Source organism: Kingella sp. SNUBH-2017, from assembly GCF_028680565.1.
In the GTDB taxonomy this organism is placed as follows: domain Bacteria; phylum Pseudomonadota; class Gammaproteobacteria; order Burkholderiales; family Neisseriaceae; genus Kingella_D; species Kingella_D pumchi.
The window spans coordinates 67,864-84,792 of record NZ_JAPHVK010000011.1; the positions used below are offsets into that span (position 1 = coordinate 67,864).

General features: G+C 57.1%; 16 protein-coding genes and 1 tRNA gene. 10 read left to right on the forward strand and 7 right to left on the reverse strand.

Annotated elements, in window-relative coordinates; genetic code table 11:
- Positions 1-114 precede the first annotated feature (114 nt).
- The 10 genes from rseP to OP500_RS09160 all read left to right on the forward strand — a co-directional run bounded on the left by rseP (position 115) and on the right by OP500_RS09160 (position 10,771).
- A complete protein-coding gene (rseP, locus tag OP500_RS09115; RefSeq protein ID WP_274070754.1) occupies positions 115-1,470 on the forward strand; it encodes an RIP metalloprotease RseP in 1,356 nt (451 codons plus the stop codon).
- A 4-nt stretch (positions 1,471-1,474) separates the two neighbouring features.
- Entirely contained in the window at positions 1,475-3,991 is a 2,517-nt protein-coding gene (gene bamA / locus OP500_RS09120; protein WP_274070755.1) for an outer membrane protein assembly factor BamA, read from the forward strand.
- Between the two features lie 13 nt (positions 3,992-4,004).
- On the forward strand, positions 4,005-4,514 hold the full coding sequence (locus tag OP500_RS09125) for an OmpH family outer membrane protein (protein ID WP_238746463.1): 510 nt from the start codon (positions 4,005-4,007) through the stop codon (positions 4,512-4,514).
- Positions 4,515-4,777: 263 nt separating this feature from the next.
- The gene (lpxD, locus tag OP500_RS09130; protein WP_274070756.1) at positions 4,778-5,815 is read left to right on the forward strand and encodes a UDP-3-O-(3-hydroxymyristoyl)glucosamine N-acyltransferase; all 1,038 of its coding nucleotides are present in this window, start codon (positions 4,778-4,780) and stop codon (positions 5,813-5,815) included.
- A gap of 71 nt (positions 5,816-5,886) precedes the next feature.
- A complete protein-coding gene (gene fabZ, locus OP500_RS09135; RefSeq protein ID WP_274070757.1) occupies positions 5,887-6,354 on the forward strand; it encodes a 3-hydroxyacyl-ACP dehydratase FabZ in 468 nt (155 codons plus the stop codon).
- A 99-nt stretch (positions 6,355-6,453) separates the two neighbouring features.
- Entirely contained in the window at positions 6,454-7,083 is a 630-nt protein-coding gene (locus OP500_RS09140) for a hypothetical protein (RefSeq protein WP_238746467.1), read from the forward strand.
- A gap of 100 nt (positions 7,084-7,183) precedes the next feature.
- A complete protein-coding gene (gene lpxA / locus OP500_RS09145; protein WP_238746469.1) occupies positions 7,184-7,960 on the forward strand; it encodes an acyl-ACP--UDP-N-acetylglucosamine O-acyltransferase in 777 nt (258 codons plus the stop codon).
- 89 nt (positions 7,961-8,049) lie between these two features.
- Positions 8,050-10,170 carry a M3 family metallopeptidase gene (locus OP500_RS09150; RefSeq protein WP_238746471.1) on the forward strand — a complete coding sequence of 707 codons (2,121 nt, stop codon included), beginning with the start codon at positions 8,050-8,052 and terminating at the stop codon, positions 10,168-10,170.
- A gap of 102 nt (positions 10,171-10,272) precedes the next feature.
- Positions 10,273-10,560: a hypothetical protein gene (locus tag OP500_RS09155; RefSeq protein ID WP_238746473.1), complete on the forward strand. Its 288-nt coding sequence runs from the start codon at positions 10,273-10,275 to the stop codon at positions 10,558-10,560.
- A 135-nt stretch (positions 10,561-10,695) separates the two neighbouring features.
- Positions 10,696-10,771 (forward strand) — tRNA-Lys (locus OP500_RS09160).
- 209 nt (positions 10,772-10,980) lie between these two features.
- Here the strand turns inward: OP500_RS09160 and OP500_RS09165 are convergent.
- The 7 genes from OP500_RS09165 to OP500_RS09195 all read right to left on the reverse strand — a co-directional run bounded on the left by OP500_RS09165 (position 10,981) and on the right by OP500_RS09195 (position 16,905).
- Positions 10,981-11,340, reverse strand: coding sequence for a hypothetical protein (locus tag OP500_RS09165; RefSeq protein WP_274070758.1), 360 nt, complete (start codon positions 11,338-11,340; stop codon positions 10,981-10,983).
- A gap of 107 nt (positions 11,341-11,447) precedes the next feature.
- On the reverse strand, positions 11,448-11,585 hold the full coding sequence (locus OP500_RS09170; RefSeq protein ID WP_274070759.1) for a hypothetical protein: 138 nt from the start codon (positions 11,583-11,585) through the stop codon (positions 11,448-11,450).
- A gap of 389 nt (positions 11,586-11,974) precedes the next feature.
- Complete coding sequence (locus tag OP500_RS09175; RefSeq protein WP_274070760.1) at positions 11,975-12,157, reverse strand: hypothetical protein; 183 nt, start codon at positions 12,155-12,157, stop codon at positions 11,975-11,977.
- A 284-nt stretch (positions 12,158-12,441) separates the two neighbouring features.
- Entirely contained in the window at positions 12,442-12,795 is a 354-nt protein-coding gene (locus OP500_RS09180) for a hypothetical protein (protein WP_274070761.1), read from the reverse strand.
- A 2-nt stretch (positions 12,796-12,797) separates the two neighbouring features.
- Entirely contained in the window at positions 12,798-13,238 is a 441-nt protein-coding gene (locus OP500_RS09185; RefSeq protein WP_238746481.1) for a hypothetical protein, read from the reverse strand.
- A gap of 88 nt (positions 13,239-13,326) precedes the next feature.
- Positions 13,327-13,671 (reverse strand): DUF3969 family protein, encoded by a 345-nt coding sequence (locus tag OP500_RS09190; protein WP_238746483.1) that lies wholly within the window; start codon positions 13,669-13,671, stop codon positions 13,327-13,329.
- Positions 13,672-16,905, reverse strand: a complete 3,234-nt coding sequence (locus OP500_RS09195) for a hemagglutinin repeat-containing protein (RefSeq protein WP_274070762.1) — start codon at positions 16,903-16,905, stop codon at positions 13,672-13,674. It lies immediately after the preceding gene.
- Between the last annotated feature and the right edge of the window lie 24 nt (positions 16,906-16,929).

A 16,929-nucleotide genomic window follows, 5' to 3' on the forward strand; every position in this document is an offset into this window, starting at 1 on the left:
CCTTGGCGCGCGCTTTCTTTCAGGCTGCCTCAAACGCAAAAAGCAGCCTGAAAACGAATTCACGGGCTTCTGCAAAGCGAAAACCGCCTTTCATCCTTAAATTAAGGAAACGATTTGTCCTTTCTCCAAACTCTGGCAGCGTTTCTGTTTGCCATCCTGCTTCTCGTCAGCCTGCACGAGCTCGGACACCTGCTGGTGGCGCGCTGGTGCGGCATCAAAGTCAAGCGCTTTTCCGTCGGCTTCGGCAAGCCGTTTTTCACCCGCCGCTGGCGCGACATCGAATGGTGTCTGGCGCCGTTTCCGCTGGGCGGCTATGTGAAAATGGTCGATACCCGCGAAGGGGAAGTCGCGCCGGAAGATCTGCCCTACGCTTTTGACAAACAGCACCCGCTCAAACGCATCGCCGTGGTGGCCGCCGGCCCGCTGACCAATCTGGCGCTGGCGGTGCTGCTCTACGCCTTAAGTTTCGGCCTGGGCGGCATTACCGTGGTGCAGCCCTATGTCGGCACCGTAAGCCAGCCTTCGGTGGCCGCCGGCGCCGGCTTTCAGAGCGGCGACCGTATCCTGACGGTAAACGGCGAAACCGTGGCCGATTTTGCCGATGCCAATATCCACATGGTGCTGAATTTGGACAGCGGCCCGGTGCGGGTGGCGGTGGAAACTGCCGACGGCAAGCGCACCGAACGCGTAATCGATGCCGCCGGCACGCCGCAGGCCACTGCGGTAGCCAAACGGCAGACTGGCATCGGCCTGTCGCCCTTCCGTTCGCTGGAGAGCATCGGCTATGTTGAAGCCGGCGGCCCCGCCGCGCAGGCCGGTCTGAAAGAAGGCGACCGCATCGTGGCGGTGGACGGCGTGCCGACGCCGCATTGGGAAGACTGGAGCCGCATCGTGCGTGAAAACGCCGGCCGCAACCTGAATATCGACTATCAGCGCGGCGGCCAAACCCTGCACGCGGTACTGCGTCCGGCCAGCCACGAGTTGCCCGACAAAAGCCAGATTATCGGCCGCGTCGGCCTGGACGCCGCCGAAGATGCCGTCTGGACGGCAAAAGTGCGCCAGCAGCAGCAAATCGGCTGGGGCGAAGCCTTTAAGCAGGGCAGCCTGAAAACCGCCAAATACAGCCTGCTCACGCTCCAGTTCTTCGGCCGGCTGGTTACCGGCCAGGCTTCGATCAGCCACATTTCCGGCCCGGTAACCATCGCCGACGTTGCCGGCCAGACCGCCAAAATCGGCTGGCAGGCCTATCTGGAATTCCTCGCCGTCGTCAGCATCAGCCTGGGCGTGATGAACCTGCTGCCGGTGCCGGTATTGGACGGCGGCCATCTGGTTTACTATACTGCCGAACTTTTACGCGGCAGGCCGCTGAGCGAGCGCGTCCAAAACTGGGGGCTGCGCTTCGGTCTGGCCGTGATGCTGGCGATGATGGTGCTGGCTTTTTTCAACGACATCACCCGATTATTTGGATAGTAAGATGAGACTCAACAAAATTACCGCAACCCTGCTGGCACTTGGGCTGGCGCTGCCCGCTTGGGCGGACTTCCGCATTTCGGGATTTCGCATCGAAGGCGAACAGCATACCTCCGAAGCCACCGTGCGCTCGCTGCTGCCGGTAAAAGTGGGCGACACCTACACCGAACAGACCGGCGAAGACATCATCCGCCGCCTGCACGCCAGCGGTTTTTACGAAAACGTGCTGCTGGAACAAAACGGCGACATGCTGATCATCACCGTTAAAGAGCGGCCGATTATCAGCTCGATCAACGTTAAGGGCGCCAAAGTGCTGCCCAACGACGCCATTCTCAAACAGTTCGCCGGCGTGCGCGGCTCCAACAGCGGCCAGGACAGCGAGCTGGTCGATGCCAAAGAAAGCTACGAGCAAAAGCAGGAGCGCTTCAACCAGAGCGACAGCAGCAAAAACCTGCAGGCGCTGGCTTCCACCGGCCTGGCCAAAGGCGACTTCTTCAGCCAGGAAGCCCTGATCCGCGCCCTGCGCGCGCTGGACGGCGCCTATAAGGAACAGGGTAAAAACAACGTCAAAATCACGCCCGAAGTGCAGGAATTGGCGCGCAACCGCGTCGCCATCACCATCAATATCGAAGAAGGCGACACCACCCGCGTCAAAAAAATCGACTTTGAAGGCAACACTCACTTCTCCGACCGCCGCCTGCTGCGCCAAATCGGCCTGACCGACGGCACGATTTTGTCGTGGCTGACCAAAAGCAACGTGTTTTCGTGGGAAAAATTCAACCGCGACAAAGAACGCCTCGAGCGCTTCTACCACAAAAAAGGCTTCTTCGATTTCCGCGTGGACTATGAAGACGTCAGCCGCCAGCTCAGCGAAGACAAAAAACGCGAAACCCTGACCATCAAAGTGTACGAAGGCCAACCCTACTACTGGGGCAGCCTGAAAATCGCCGGCGACAGCAAAGAAGTGCCGCCGGAAAAACTGCAAAAACACCTGGAAAAATTCAAAACCGGCAAGCTGAGCAATTACGACCAGTTGCAAAGCGCGCTGGCCGCCATCCGCACCGATTTGCAGTCCGCCGGCTACGCCCGCGCCCAGGTTGATGCCGAAGCCGAGCGCCGCAGCGAAGGCGGCAAAGACTATGTCGATATCACCGTGCGCCTGAATCCGGGCAATCTAGTCGCCATCCGCGAAATCCACATCACCGGCAACACCAAAACCCGCGACGAAGTGGTGCGCCGCGAGCTGCGCCAAATGGAAGGCGCAACTTACGACCAGTCGAAAATCAACCGCTCCTCCGAGCGCCTGCGCCAGCTCGGCTATTTTGAAGACGTCGAAATCAGTGCCCGCAGCGTGCCGGAAAACGAGCAGCAGGCCGATTTGAACGTAAAAGTTACCGAACGCTCCACCGGCAGCCTGAACGCCTCGGCCGGCTGGTCGCAGGACGACGGCTTCGTGATTTCCGCTAGCGTGGCACAGGATAATCTGTTTGGCACTGGCAAATCACTGTCTGCCGGCGTTTCGCGCAGTAAAGTGCGCCAAAGCGCCAACCTGTCGTTCACCGAGCCCTACTTCACCCCCGACGGCGTGAGCATGACCTACAGCCTGTTCGGCTCCAACTACGACGCTTCCAAGCTGCAATACAGCGCCCGCAGCTACCGCATGACCCGCTACGGCGCCAGCGCCACCATGGGCATCCCGATTACCGAATACGACCGCCTCAACGTCGGTTTGGGCGTCGAGCACATGGGCGTCAAACTCTTCAACAACTCGCCCTACCGCTACCAGCGCTTTGTCGATCAGCACGGCAAAAACAACTGGATTTACAAAGGTCTGATCAGCTGGTACCGCAACACCACCGACGATGCCTACTGGCCGACCAAAGGCTACCAGGCCAACATAACCGGCGAAGTCGCCCTGCCCGGCAGCGGCCTGCAGTACTACCAGTTCGGCCACCAGCAAACCTGGTACTTCCCGCTGAGCGACAGCTTCACGCTGATGCTCAACGGCCAGCTCGGCTACAGCGGCCACTACGGCAAAACCAAAGCAGTGCCGTTTATGTTCAACCAGACCGGCGGCGGCCTAGGCAGCGTGCGCGGCTTTGAAAACGGCTCGCTCGGCCCGAAAGTGTACGACTTCGACGTCAACGGCAACCGCAGCATCGAAAGCTACGGCGGCTCCTACGCCGTCAATGCCAACGCCGAACTGCTGTTCCCCTTCCCGGGCGTGAAAAACAGCCGCAGCGTCCGCCTGAGCCTGTTTGCCGATGCCGGCAGCGTATGGGACGGCAAAACCTACACCCCGGGCGTTTACACCCCGTCCACACCCTACGGCGCCGGCGGTTACTACGGCAACACCAACCACAAATCCAGCTTCAAAGAAGAGCTGCGCTACTCCGTCGGCGCCGCCCTAACCTGGATTTCGCCGATGGGCCCGATCAAACTGAGCTACGCCTACCCGCTGAAGAAAAAATCCACCGACCAGGTGCAGCGCTTCCAGTTCCAACTCGGAACCGTGTTCTAACCTAGGAGTTTTTATGCAGACCACCCGTTTGGGCAGACTGCTGCTGGCGGCGCTGGCCGCCGGCGGCCTGATCGGCAGCGCGCACGCCGATTTCAAAAAAGTCGGCTACGTCAACGCCACCCGGCTCTACAGCGAATCGCAAACCGCCAAAAAAATCGAAACCGGCCTGCAGCGCGAGTTCAGCCCGCAGCAGAAAAAGCTCGCCGCCCTGCAGGAAAAAGGCATGCGCCTGCAAAAACGGCTGGCATCGGGCAAGCTGAGCAAAGCCGAAGCCCGCAAGCTGGAAAGCCAGCTGGTGGAAACCGGCCGCCAGTACCGCGCCGCATCTGCCGAGCTGACCGAAGAGTACAACCTGCGCCGCAACGAAGAATTCGCCGCCCTGCAGCGCAAGGCCAACGAAATCATCTTCAACATCATCGAAACCGAGCACTACGATGCCATGCTCTCCGAAGTGATCTTTATCCGCGGCGAGTTCGACATTACCGACCGCGTCATCAAGCTGCTCGACGCGGAAATGCAGTAAACCCCGCCCAGGCAGCCTGAAAACCGCTTCTGCTTTTCAGGCTGCCTGAACTGTGTCCGCCTCCCGCGCACAGGCAGCCTGAAAACAAGCGAATCCGAAGCAGCCTGCATAGCGTAGTTGCGAAGCCCGTAGGGTGCGCACCGCGCACCAAGCACCTGCCCAAAGCAGCCTGAAACCATAGGCTGCCCGCGAACACCGTTTCCCGTTTTCAGGCTGCCTGAACCAGCCCAAAAGCAGCCTGAAAGCCAACCGGAGCCGTTTCCATGACCGCCTACACCCTTTCCCAAATCGCCGCCAAGCTCGGCGGCGAAGTGCGCGGCGCCGACATCGCCGTTACCGCCGTCGCCCCTGCCGCCCGTGCCGGTGCGGACGAGATTACCTTTCTCGCCAATCCCAAATACCGCCACGAAGTCGAAGCCAGCGCCGCCGGCGCGGTGATTGTCGGCGAAAACGCCGCCGACGGCTTTGCCGGCCGCAACCTGATTGTCGCCCGCGACCCCTATCTCTACTTCGCGCAGGTGGCGCGGCTGTTCCATCCCGTTCAAGCTGCCCGCGCCGGCGTGCATCCCACCGCCGTGATCGAACCCACCGCCACCGTGCCCGCCTCTTGCGAAATCGGCGCCCATACCTATATCGGCGCCGATACCGTGCTCGGCGAGCGCTGCCGCATCCTGGCCGGCGCGGTGGTCGAACACGGCTGCACGCTCGGCGACGACACCGTGCTGCACCCCAATGCCGTGGTTTATTACGGCTGCACGCTGGGCGCGCGGGTGGAAATCCACAGCGGCGCGGTGATCGGCGCCGACGGCTTCGGCCTGGCCTTTGCCGGCGATTCCTGGTTCAAAATCCCGCAAACCGGTGCGGTTACGCTAGGCGACGACGTGGAAATCGGCTCCAACACCAATATCGACCGCGGCGCGATGAGCGACACCACCGTCGGCCGCGGCACCAAAATCGACAACCAGGTGCAGATCGGTCACAACTGCCATATCGGCGAGCACACCGTGATTGCCGCCAAAACCGGTATTTCCGGCAGCGTTACCGTCGGCAGCTACTGCGTGATCGGCGGCGGCGTCGGCATCGTCGGCCACATCGAAATCGCCGATAAAACCACCATCGGCGGCGGCACGTCGGTTACTCACAGCATCAGCGAAAGCGGCCTGCACATGGCCGGCATTTTCCCGATGCAGACCCACAAAGAATGGGCGCGCAATGCCGTACACGTGCGCCGTTTGAGCGAAATGAGCAAAAAGCTTAAAGAATTGGAACAGCAAATCGCCGCGCTTTCGGCACAGTCCTAACATAGGCAGCCTGAAAAACCGTTTCCCCTTTTCAGGCTGCCTACCCCGTTTACCCCTTAAGGAAATCCCCCATGACCATCAAATTCCCCATTGAAGCCCGCGAGATTCAGGAACTCCTGCCGCACCGCTTTCCCTTTTTGCTGCTCGACCGCGTCACCGCCGCCGAGCCGGGCAAGTCGCTGAACGCCTTTAAAAACATCAGCTTCAACGAGCAGTTTTTCCAAGGCCACTTCCCCGAATCGCCGGTCATGCCCGGCGTACTGATTGTCGAAGCGATGGCGCAGGCCTGCGGCGTGCTCGCCGTTTTGAGCCAAGGCAACACCAAACGCAACGAAGGCGAAATCACCCTGTTTGCCGGCCTGGACGACGTGCGCTTCAAACGCCAGGTCATCCCCGGCGACCGGCTGGACTTTGAAGTCGATCTGCTCGCCCACCGGCGCGGCATCGGCAAATTCCACGCCACCGCCAAAGTGAATGGCGAGCTCGCCTGCGAAGCCACCATCATGTGCGCCCAGCGCCAGGCCAAAGCCGCCGAATAAGCCGCCGGCCGGCTTTTCAGGCTGCCTGCCCGCCGAACACGGCAAAAGCAGCCTGAAAACCATCCCGCCGCCATTTCGTTTTCAGAACGGGAAACCACCATGAAACTTCTGCCCTGCGTACTCGCACTCACTGCCGCCGCTGTCCTTTCAGGCTGCGGTGCCGCTAAAAAATCCGAAACCGTCAGCCGCCAAGCCGCCTACCAGCCCGACACCCAGGCGCGCATCCGTCTTTACGGCGTTTCCGGCCGACAGCTTATCCGCCCCTACCGCGGCCAAAGCTGCGAGCAGTGGCGCGCCAAAGCCGGCGCCCGCGCCCACACCCGCTTTATCAACGGCCTGCCGCGCCGCGTACGCAACCTGAGCATCGGCATGCCCGCCAGCCGCCTGAGTCTGGCCGCCGACCACGACACCGGCATTATGAGCCGCGCCTCCTACCGCGAATTTATCGTTCCCGCCGGCAAACCGCTGGTGCTCGACGGCTCCTTCTCCTACCAGCTTCCCGCCGACCGCAGCATGGGCAGCCACGGCGGCGCCTGCCGCGTCGCCCTCAGCTTCACCCCCGAAGCCGGCCGCGACTACGAAGCCCATTTCACCGACTGCACTTTCACCGTGCTGCAACTGGCGCAAATGCCCGAAGCGCTGGCCGGCAAACCGGAAAACCCCGCCGCCCCGCGCGACGTATCGCCGGTAAACACCGAGTTCTGCCAGAAAGCGGCCACCGCGATTTAAGGCTGGCCGGCTTTTCAGGCTGCCTGCGCGCCGAACACGGCAAAAGCAGCCTGAAAGCCGCCGCCGCCCGATGCTCTTTGGGCAGCCTGAAAGGAAAACCATGACCCTGATCCACCCCACCGCCCTTATCGACCCCAAAGCCGAGCTGGATTCCAGCGTCAAAGTCGGCGCCTACACCGTTATCGGGCCGCACGTGAAAATCGGCGCGGGCAGCGAAATCGCCCACCACGTTTCCATCGAAGGCCACACCGAAATCGGCGAAAACAACCGCATTTTCCAATTCGCCAGCCTCGGCGCCGAGCCGCAGGACAAAAAATACAAAGGCGAGCCCACCCGCCTGATTATCGGCAAGGGCAACACCATCCGCGAATTCACCACCTTCAATCTCGGCACCGTAACCGGCATCGGCGAAACCCGCATCGGCGACGATAACTGGATTATGGCCTACTGCCACCTTGCCCACGACTGCGTGGTCGGCAGCCACACCATCTTCGCCAACAACGCCAGCCTGGCCGGCCATGTAGAAATCGGCGACTACGCCGTGCTCGGCGGCTACACGCTGGTTTTCCAGTTTTGCCGCATCGGCGATTACGCGATGACCGCCTTCGCCGCCGGCGTGCACAAAGACGTGCCGCCCTACTTTATGGCCGCCGGCTACCGCGCCGAACCGGCTGGGCTCAACAGCGAAGGCATGCGCCGCAACGGCTTTAGCGCCGAACAAATCGCCCGCGTGAAAGACGCCTACCGCCTGCTCTACCGCGACGGCCTGCCGCTGGACGAAGCCAAAGCGCAAATCGCCGCCGCCGCCGAAAACACCCCCGAATTGGCGGTGCTGCACCGCTTTCTTGCCGCCTCGCAGCGCGGCATCATCCGCTAAACCCCAACAACAACATCAGGCAGCCTGAAAGCGAAGTGGAATTGCGAAGCCGAAACCTTTTCAGGCTGCCTCAAACAAAGGAAATCCCCATGCAAAGACGCTGTTTTCTCCAACTGGGTCTGTTCGGCGCGGCCGCCGCTCTGCTGCCGACCCGCCTGTTCGCCGCATCCGACGCTTTAAAGCTGCCCGCCGAGCTGCAAAACAACCCGCTGCTCACTTTCGACAAACTGCCCGATTTTGCCGCCATCCGCCCCGAACACATCGTGCCGGCGGTGGATTTTCTGCTGCAAAAAAGCCGCGAAACGGTGGAAGCAGTCAGCAGGCAGCCTGAAATCTCGTGGGAAAACTTCTACCTGCCCCTGCAGGACATCGGCGCCAAACTGGATTACGCATGGGGCATCGCCGACCATCTCAACAGTATGGCCAGCTCCGACGAACTGCGCAAAGCCTACGAAAGCGCCGAAGGCAAACTCAGCGAATACGGCTCGTGGTACGGCCAGCACCAGGGGCTGTACCGCGCCTTTGAAAAATTGCGTACCCAGCCGGAATTTACCCGCTATTCCGACGCGCAAAAAGCGGCTATCGAACACGCGCTGCGCGATTTCAAACTCTCCGGCGTCGCCCTGCCGACGGCGAAGAAAAAACAGTTTGCCGACATCAGCCGCCGCCTGAGCGAGTTGCAGACGAAGTTCGGCAACAACGTGCTCGATTCGGTCAAGCACTGGGAAAAAACCATCAGCGACAAAGCCGATGTGGACGGCCTGCCCGAGCATGCACTCGCCGCTGCCGCCGAATCGGCCAAAAGCAAGGAGCAAAGCGGCTACCGCTTCACGCTGGACTACGCCCCCTACGCCGCCATCATGACCTACTGCCGCAACCGCAGCCTGCGCGCCGAGTTCTACCGCGCCTACGCCCGCCGCGCTGCTGGCGGCAAATGGGACAACACGCCGGTGATCAACGAAATTCTCAAGCTGCGGCTGCAAAAAGCGCGGCTGCTGGGCTACCGCAGCTACGCCGAATACGCGCTCGCCACCCGCATGGCCGAAACGCCGCAGCAGGTTTTGGGCTTTCTCAACGGCTTAAAGCAGCAAAGCCACAAACAGCTGCTCAAGGAAACCGACGAGCTGCGCCGCTACGCGCGCGAAACAGACGGCCTGCAAAAGCTCGAACCGTGGGACGTGGCCTATTACGCCGAAAAACAGAAAACCGAGCGCTACGCCGTCGATAAAGAAAGCCTGCGCCCGTATTTCCCGCTGGAAAAAGTGCTCTCCGGCCTGTTTGCCGTCGCCCAACGCCTGTACGGCATCAGCGTGCGCGAGAAAAAAGGCGTGCCGGTTTGGCATCCCGAAGTGCGCTTTTTTGAGATTTACGACGAAAACAAGCGCCACACCGCCTCGTTCTACCTCGACCTGTTCGCCCGCGAAAACAAACGCGGCGGCGCCTGGCAGTTCGGCTGGCAGAGCCGCTACAAACAGGCCGACGGCAGCCTGAAAAAACCGGTGTCCTTTATCGTCTGCAATTTTGGCAAGTCCGCCGGCGATACCGACCTGCTGCTGCACGACGAAGCCGTTACCCTGTTCCACGAATTCGGCCACGGCCTGCACCAGATGCTCAGCGTGATCGACGTGGCCGCCGTATCCGGCATCAACGGCGTGCCGTGGGATGCCGTCGAATTCCCCAGCCAGATGCTGGAAAACTGGATGTGGAACAAAGAAGTGCTGCCGCTGGTATCCGGCCACTACCAAAGCGGCGAAGCGCTGCCTGCCAAACTGATCGACGGCCTGATCGCCGCCAAACACTACCTCGCCGCCCGCACCCTCAGCCGTCAGCTCGAACTGGCGCTGACCGACTTCCGCCTCTACCACGAATACCGCGGCCAGGCCGGCCTGATCGACAAAATCCGCCGCGAAGTCCAAACCGGCTCGCCGCTGCCCGAACCGGACTGGGTACGCCGCACCCACTCCTTCAGCCACATTTTCAACGGCGGCTACGCCGCAGGCTATTACAGCTATCTGTGGGCGGAGGTGCTGGCGGCCGACGGCTACTCTTATTTTGAAGAACACGGCGTACTCAACCGCCAGGCCGGCGAACACTTCCTGAAAAACTTCCTCTCGCAAGGCGGCTCGCGCAATGTCGCCCAAATGTACCGGCACTTCCGCGGCCGCAACCCCGAAATCGGCGCCCTGCTCAAATCCTACGGCATCAGCTGACGCTTTCAGGCTGCCTGCATGCCAAGGCAGCCTGAAGGTTGGCACAACAATGGCTGTAATTAGGCGCATCCGCCATCCGCAAACCCGAATAAGGACGACACCATGATCAAACAGTTTGAAATCAACAACCACACCGCCAAACAGCTGCAAAACCACTTGGCCGAACGCGGCCTGACCCTTGCCGCCGCCATGGCCGACGAAACCGAAAACAAAGCGCTGGCCGCCGTTTTGCATGCCGGCTTCCCGATTTTGGTGCGCAAAATGTACAGCTTGGAAAAATTCGCCGCCTTCTTTTGGGAAAAACGCGAATTTCTCGAAAGCCACATCCAATCCCGCATCGACGCCGCGATAAAAGCCGCCGAAAAAGCCGCCGCCAAAAAGCAAAAATAAGCCCCGCCGGCCGCAGCTGGCCACCGCACGGAAAATAAATCCAATATTTTTCAAACCGGTGTTAAAAAAGCAGACAAAAACCCGCGCCAAGCATTGACAGCACAGCGTCTGCCTAACTATAATCTCGTTTTCTTTGGGTCGTTAGCTCAGCTGGTAGAGCAGCGGACTTTTAATCCGTTGGTCGAGCGTTCGAATCGCTCACGACCCACCAAAGTTTCAAAAGCTCAAACTTCCGTTTGAGCTTTTTTCTTATGCCTGCTCCAAAACGCCCAACGGCAGAAAATGACGATATTCGTCATGCTGCCCGCACCGCGCAAACCATCGGCAGCCTGAAAACCCATCGGAAAACCGGATACCCATATCCGGCCTGCGGGGTTTTCAGGCTGCCTTTGCAGGCAGCCTGAAATACGGAGAACAAGCCTAATCGTGCCGGCATTGCTCGTAGATTTTGTTTTGGGGATAGGTATCGTGTCCGGTTGGATACCAGCCTTTCTTGCGCACGCAGGCATCTTGCTCACTGTCTCCGCCGCCAATCGGGTCATAGCCGCAGGAAAACATATCGTCGAGCTGGCGCTGACCGTACAAATTCATCTGCCGCAGCATTTCATCACGCTCAGCTCTGCTGGCTTCCGGTGGAGTTTTTTTAGCAGGATAAATTTTGTCTTCGTTGCACAGCTCCCACCAGCCCGACGCATCGGGCGGCACGCGGAAGCCGCTGCCGATATTCAGGCAGCCTGAAAGCAGCAGGCAGAGCATAAGGGGCAGTATCGGTTTGTTCATTCGGAATCTCCTGATTGGGGATGGTTGGGATTGGTACGGTGGTTTTGTTCATGCCCGTTAGGCTTTCAGGCTGCCGGTTAAGGCAGCCTGAAAGCGGTACAGCTGGGCTAATCGTGCTGGCATTGCTCGTAGATTTTGTTTTCGGGATAGATATCCATGCGTGAGCGGTACCAACCCTTTTTGCGCACACAGGCATCGGCTTCCTGGTCGCCGCCGCCGATGGGATCGTAGCCGCAGGAACGCATGTCATTGCGTTTCCTTTTATCCCTTAGCCCCATTTGCCTTAACATTTCCCGCTGCCTTTCTATGCTCTCACCTGGGGGGATATGAATGTCAGGATAAATTTTCCTTTCGTTGCACAATTTCCAACTTAAGGAGGCATCGGGCGGCAGTTTGAACCCTTTAAAAGTGCAGCCGGCCACTAGGGCGGATAAGCTTAAGGCCAATACGGTTTTTATCATGGTTGTTTCTCCTGTTCGGTGGGTTGCGAATGGGGGTAGCCGTAAATACGTTTGGTTTTCGGCATGATGCCGACATCTTCTTCTGTACGATAGCCGTCTTTTACGCATTGTTTTCGGCCGATATCCCGCATTTCAGGCTGCCTTTGCAGGCAGCCTGAAATGCGGAAAGCAGCCTAGTCGTGCTGGCATTGCTCGTAGATTTTGTTTTCGGGATAGATATCTTTGCCCGAACGGTACCAGCCTTTCTTGCGCACGCAGGCATCTTGCTCACTGTCTCCGCCGCCAATCGGGTCATAGCCGCAGGAAAACATATCGTCGAGCTTGCGCTGACCGTACACATTCATCTGCCGGATCATTTCAGCTTGTTGTTCTTCAGGAGCATCCGGTAGGGTGCCTATGGCAGGATACAGCTTTTCTTTATTACACAGCTCCCACTAGCCCGACGCATCGGGCGGCACACGAAAGCCGCTGCCGATGTTCAGGCAGCCTGAAAGCAGGATGCAGAGCATAAGGGACGGTATCAGTTTGTTCATTTGGGGTCTCCTGATTGGGGATGATTGGGATTGGTACGGTGGTTTTGTTCATGCCCGTTAGGCTTTCAGGCTGCCTTTGCAGGCAGCCTGAAAGCCGGAGAACAAGCCTACTCATGCTGGCATTGCTCGTAGATTTTGTTTTCGGGATAGATATCCATGCGTGAGCGGTACCAACCCTTTTTGCGCACGCAGGCATCGGCTTCCTGGTCGCCGCCGGCAATAGGATTGTAGCCGCAGGAACGCATGTCATCGCGTTTCCTTTTATCCCTTAGCCCCATTTGCTTCAGCATTTCCCGCTGCTCTTCATCACTGGCCGTGGGCGGAGTATGAATTGCCGGATAGATGGTTCTTTCGTTGCACAATTTCCAACTTAAGGAGGCATCGGGCGGTAGTTTGAATCCTTTAAAAGTGCAGCCGGCCACTAGGGCGGATAAGCTTAAGGCCAATACGGTTTTTATCATGGTTATTTCTCCTGTTCGGTGGGTTGCGAATGGGGGTAGCCGTAAATGCGTTTGGTTTTCGGCATCACGCCGATATCTTCTTCCGTGCGGTAGCCGTCTTTTACGCATTGTTTGTTGCCGATACCGTGGCAGTTGTGCGGCGAGCTGCCGGAGCCGAATATATCTACCCAATGGCGAAGCCGTGATTTGTGTCGGGTATTGGTTTCGGTGGTGGTCGGGTTGTAGCCGATGATTCTCCCTACAAAATCTCCCGGGTGGTTTTCAAAGGCAATCGATCGCTCCCGATTGTCTGCTCCCCGTTGGGCAAAGCCTTGCAGCCTGGCCAGGTGGTCGTCGGCTTTGGCCACATGGGTGGCGGGGCCGACCATCTTCATATCGACATCTGCCAGCATGCCGGCGTTTTCCTTGCTATCGAGCTTGCGCAGCGTATTGTAAACCACCATGGTGCCACGGCTGTGCGAGCCGACAGACAGGCGGTACGGGTTGTTCCGGCCGTAGCGATACAGCAGCTTTCCAAAACATAAAATATTACTATTCCATTTTAATAGACAACCTTATATGATCAGAAATTCCATTAAAATTATCCAGATTTTTAATTAACTGATTAATTAATTTAATAATTTCATCATTTAATTTATCAGGAATAAGGCTTTCTACATCTTCTAATTCTGTACACAGCCATAAAATATCAATTATTGATTTGCTGATTGACATGCTTTCTAAATAGTCAATGACTCCAGGCCTAAATAACAAATTATAGCCATCATCCAATGTAATTTTTCTATTAAAAAAAGCAGTTAATATACCTATTATTAAGATATTCAAAAAAAGCTCAGCATCCTGTTTGTTCTTTACTACTACTTCATTTTTTAACATTTAGTTACTCCATGAGTTTTTTACTTTAACATCAAATACTCTTCCGGTTTTAGTATGTTGAAAATAGTGGATAGAAATTCGATTTCCTTGTGCATCAAATCCATCTCTATACACTTTTTTCCATTCTCCACTTTGAACATTTCTTAATTCGTTAAGAACAGCCTGATTATTTATATTAACTTTTCGCACGCCATTTTGTGTTTCGCGAAATCCACTAGGGTATTTAGGGGAGTCCTTAATGGAATTAAAAACCTGATTAATTTTTGTTGCTGAGCTAGAACCTGTCTGATTAGTAATATTAGGACGAGCATTACCATTAACCCCATTACCTGCACTGCTTGCCCCATTATTCCCTCTCGATTCCATCACATGCGATGGAATTCTGTTTTGAGAGCCAATTGGTACAGTTATTTCCCCAGCTCCAGCCAATAGCGGATCTCTTTTTGTAAGTGTGGGTTTGCTGAATGAGTTGATTGCATTCACCAATGTTCGACCCACACCTAAACCAGGTCGTCTTGCCAGTATTTTTGGATCTATAAAAGAACCATATATATCAATAAGATTTGCAGCTAAATTCTCATTTTTTTTCTGGCGCTTATGGATATATTCGTTAGATATTCCCTCATGGGAATTTTTTAGTTTTTCCTGTTCTTTTAAAGAGCTGTATTGGCTAAACAGGTTATGGTTTTTATATGCTTGTGGATTGCGTGCAGCATAGTCTCGGTAATCCCAAAAGTATTCGGAACTGCCTAATTTCAACTTTCCATTGGGGTGGGTGGCAGATGATATGCCAAATGCAGAAATAATAGTCTCATCCGTGAGCCCATCATTGGATTTTTCATCAACCCAACGTAATATTTGTTTTCTAATACGCTCGGTAACCTTTGCATCTGAAAGTTCTTTTTTTTCTATATGCTTTATGTGATTTTTGATACTTTCAACAATATCCTTTTCTTCCGTTAGGCGTAGCTCGCTTTCATGCAGCTGCCGGTTGTTCCAATCCGCATTTGCTCCGGCAAACGCACTTCCAGTACTGCCTCCCGCCAGTGCGCCAACCGCTGCTCCGCCTACCGTGTCCGTCAGCATTCTGCCTACACTGCCTTCTCTGCCGCCTATCCGTTCCAAATAAGGGGCTGCCAGCGATGACGCACCTGCGCCTGCCGCGCCTTGTACGTCACCGGTCAAAAGTGCACCTGCACCCGCATGCAGTACGGCGCGGCCTATGCCGCCTTCTTTCCATGTGTCATATGCGGCTTGGTGTTCGAACAGGTATTGGTCTGCAAGGGCAATTTGTTGTTGCAGCCGGGTAATCTGATCGGGCTGGCGGGCATCCTGTAACTGCTCCTGCAAATATGCTTTGGCAATTCGGATGTGCTCATAGTTTTTGATATTGCCGAGTTTGTCTGCAGTCCATGCGACGCTTTGGGCGGCAACGGGGGCGAATGCTTGGGTAACCTCGCGCTGCCTATCCAGTTCTTCCTGTACTGCTTCTTTGTCAAACTGGTTTTTCAGGCTGCCTGAAGCAGCTTCGGCGGTGTCGGTGTTGATATCCGTATACAGTCTTGCCGCTGTCTGCGCCGCACTCATGCCGGTGGCTTTCTGCTGGCCGGCATCATCAGTAATCACCAAGTTGCGGGTATTGATACCGCTATGGGTAATGCTGTTACGGTTGTCTTTCACTTTGCCGTAGCCAATGGCTTTGCCCACGGTGTTTTGCTCGGCAACGTTGCTTAACCAGTCCCGTTTTTCCTGTCCCAGCTGCTCTCCGCTTACAGATACGCTACCGTCCACACCCAGACTGCTTCCGCTGTAGCTGCTGTGGTTGGCAATGTAGCTGTGGCTGAGGGTGGCGGTGCGGAAGCTGTTTTTTCCTTGTGCTTCGGCCTCTGCCGCAGAAGTAAGCAAAGCGCCTTTGAGATCGGTATGGCCTTTAACGTTGACCTGATATCCGTCTTCCCCAGCAAAAATACCGCTCTGCTCACCTACGCTGGCATGGTCGGCGCTGCTCTTGCTGCGGCTGTAGCCGCCGCCGGCGCTAAAGCCGTAGCCTACGGTGATCTGCGCGGACATGTTTTCCTGTTTGCCGCGGAAAGTGGCGGTGTCCTGCACGCTTTCGATATTGAGGTTGGCGGCATCAAGCTGTACGCCTTTGCCGATCAGCTGCGCGCCCTTCAGGGTGGTGTCGCCGCCGCTGTGCACAAAGGTCTGGCCGCTGCGGCTGCCGATATGGCTGTGCAGGTGGGTGCTTTCGTCGCCGTTGCCGTAGCCTTTGCCGTAGTTGCCGCCGGCGGTAAAGCCGAGGCTGACGCCGTTATTGAAAGCAAGGGCAACACCGGCATTCCAACCGCTTTGGCGGTTTTTGCTGCGCTCTTGGTGCTGCTGCTCGGCAGAACGGATATCGACGCGGTTTTCTGCGCTCAGATAGGTGGCCTGTTGGCCGCCGATATCGGCGCCGCGGATAAGGATGTCGGAATCTTTGCCAGCACCGTGTGCTTTGAGTATCACGGCTTTGCCGGCTTCCATGCGGGCTGCTTGGGCGCGGTTGCCGGCGGTTTGGGTTTCGCTGGTGTTTTTCTGCTCGCCGTAGGTTATCGAGACGCTGATGCCTTGGCTGGCGCTTTGGGGGTTTTGGGCAACGGAGGCAAGTGTCTTGCCGGCGTTAAAACCCTGCCGTGCGGCATTGGCGGCGGCCATCAGGTTCACCCGGCTGTTGCTGCCGTGTATCTGTTTGGCGGATTTGGCGGCATTGGTCAAACCGATGGCGGCATCGACTACGGGAATATTGACGGCAACGGTCAGCCCTTTTTGTTCAAAGCGGCTGCGTTGGGTTTGCCGGTAGCGCTCGTCGGCAGCCTGAATATCGATCTTTTCGGCTTCAACCAGTACGTTGCCTTCGGGCGATGAAACGATAGAACCGGTTTGGCTGTAACGTTTTGCGGCTATCAGCGTATCGCCTTTCAGGCTGCCTACGGTGCTGCCGCTGGCGGAAACGGCGGTGCCGTCGCTTTCTTGGGCTTGGGTTTTGTTGCCGATAAAGAAACCGATACCGCCACTGCCCATCAAACCGGACTTTTTGCGCTCGTGGTTTTCCCAATCCTGGTAGCGGTTGTCTGCGGCGTCGATGCGTACTCCGCCTTGGGCGGCAATCAGGGTCTGCCCGTCGCTGATGACTTGGCTGCCGCGGATGCGGGTGTCGCCGCCGGAGGCCGTTCTGACTTCGCGGCCGGTAATCACGCTGCCGGCTGCTTCGTCGTGCTG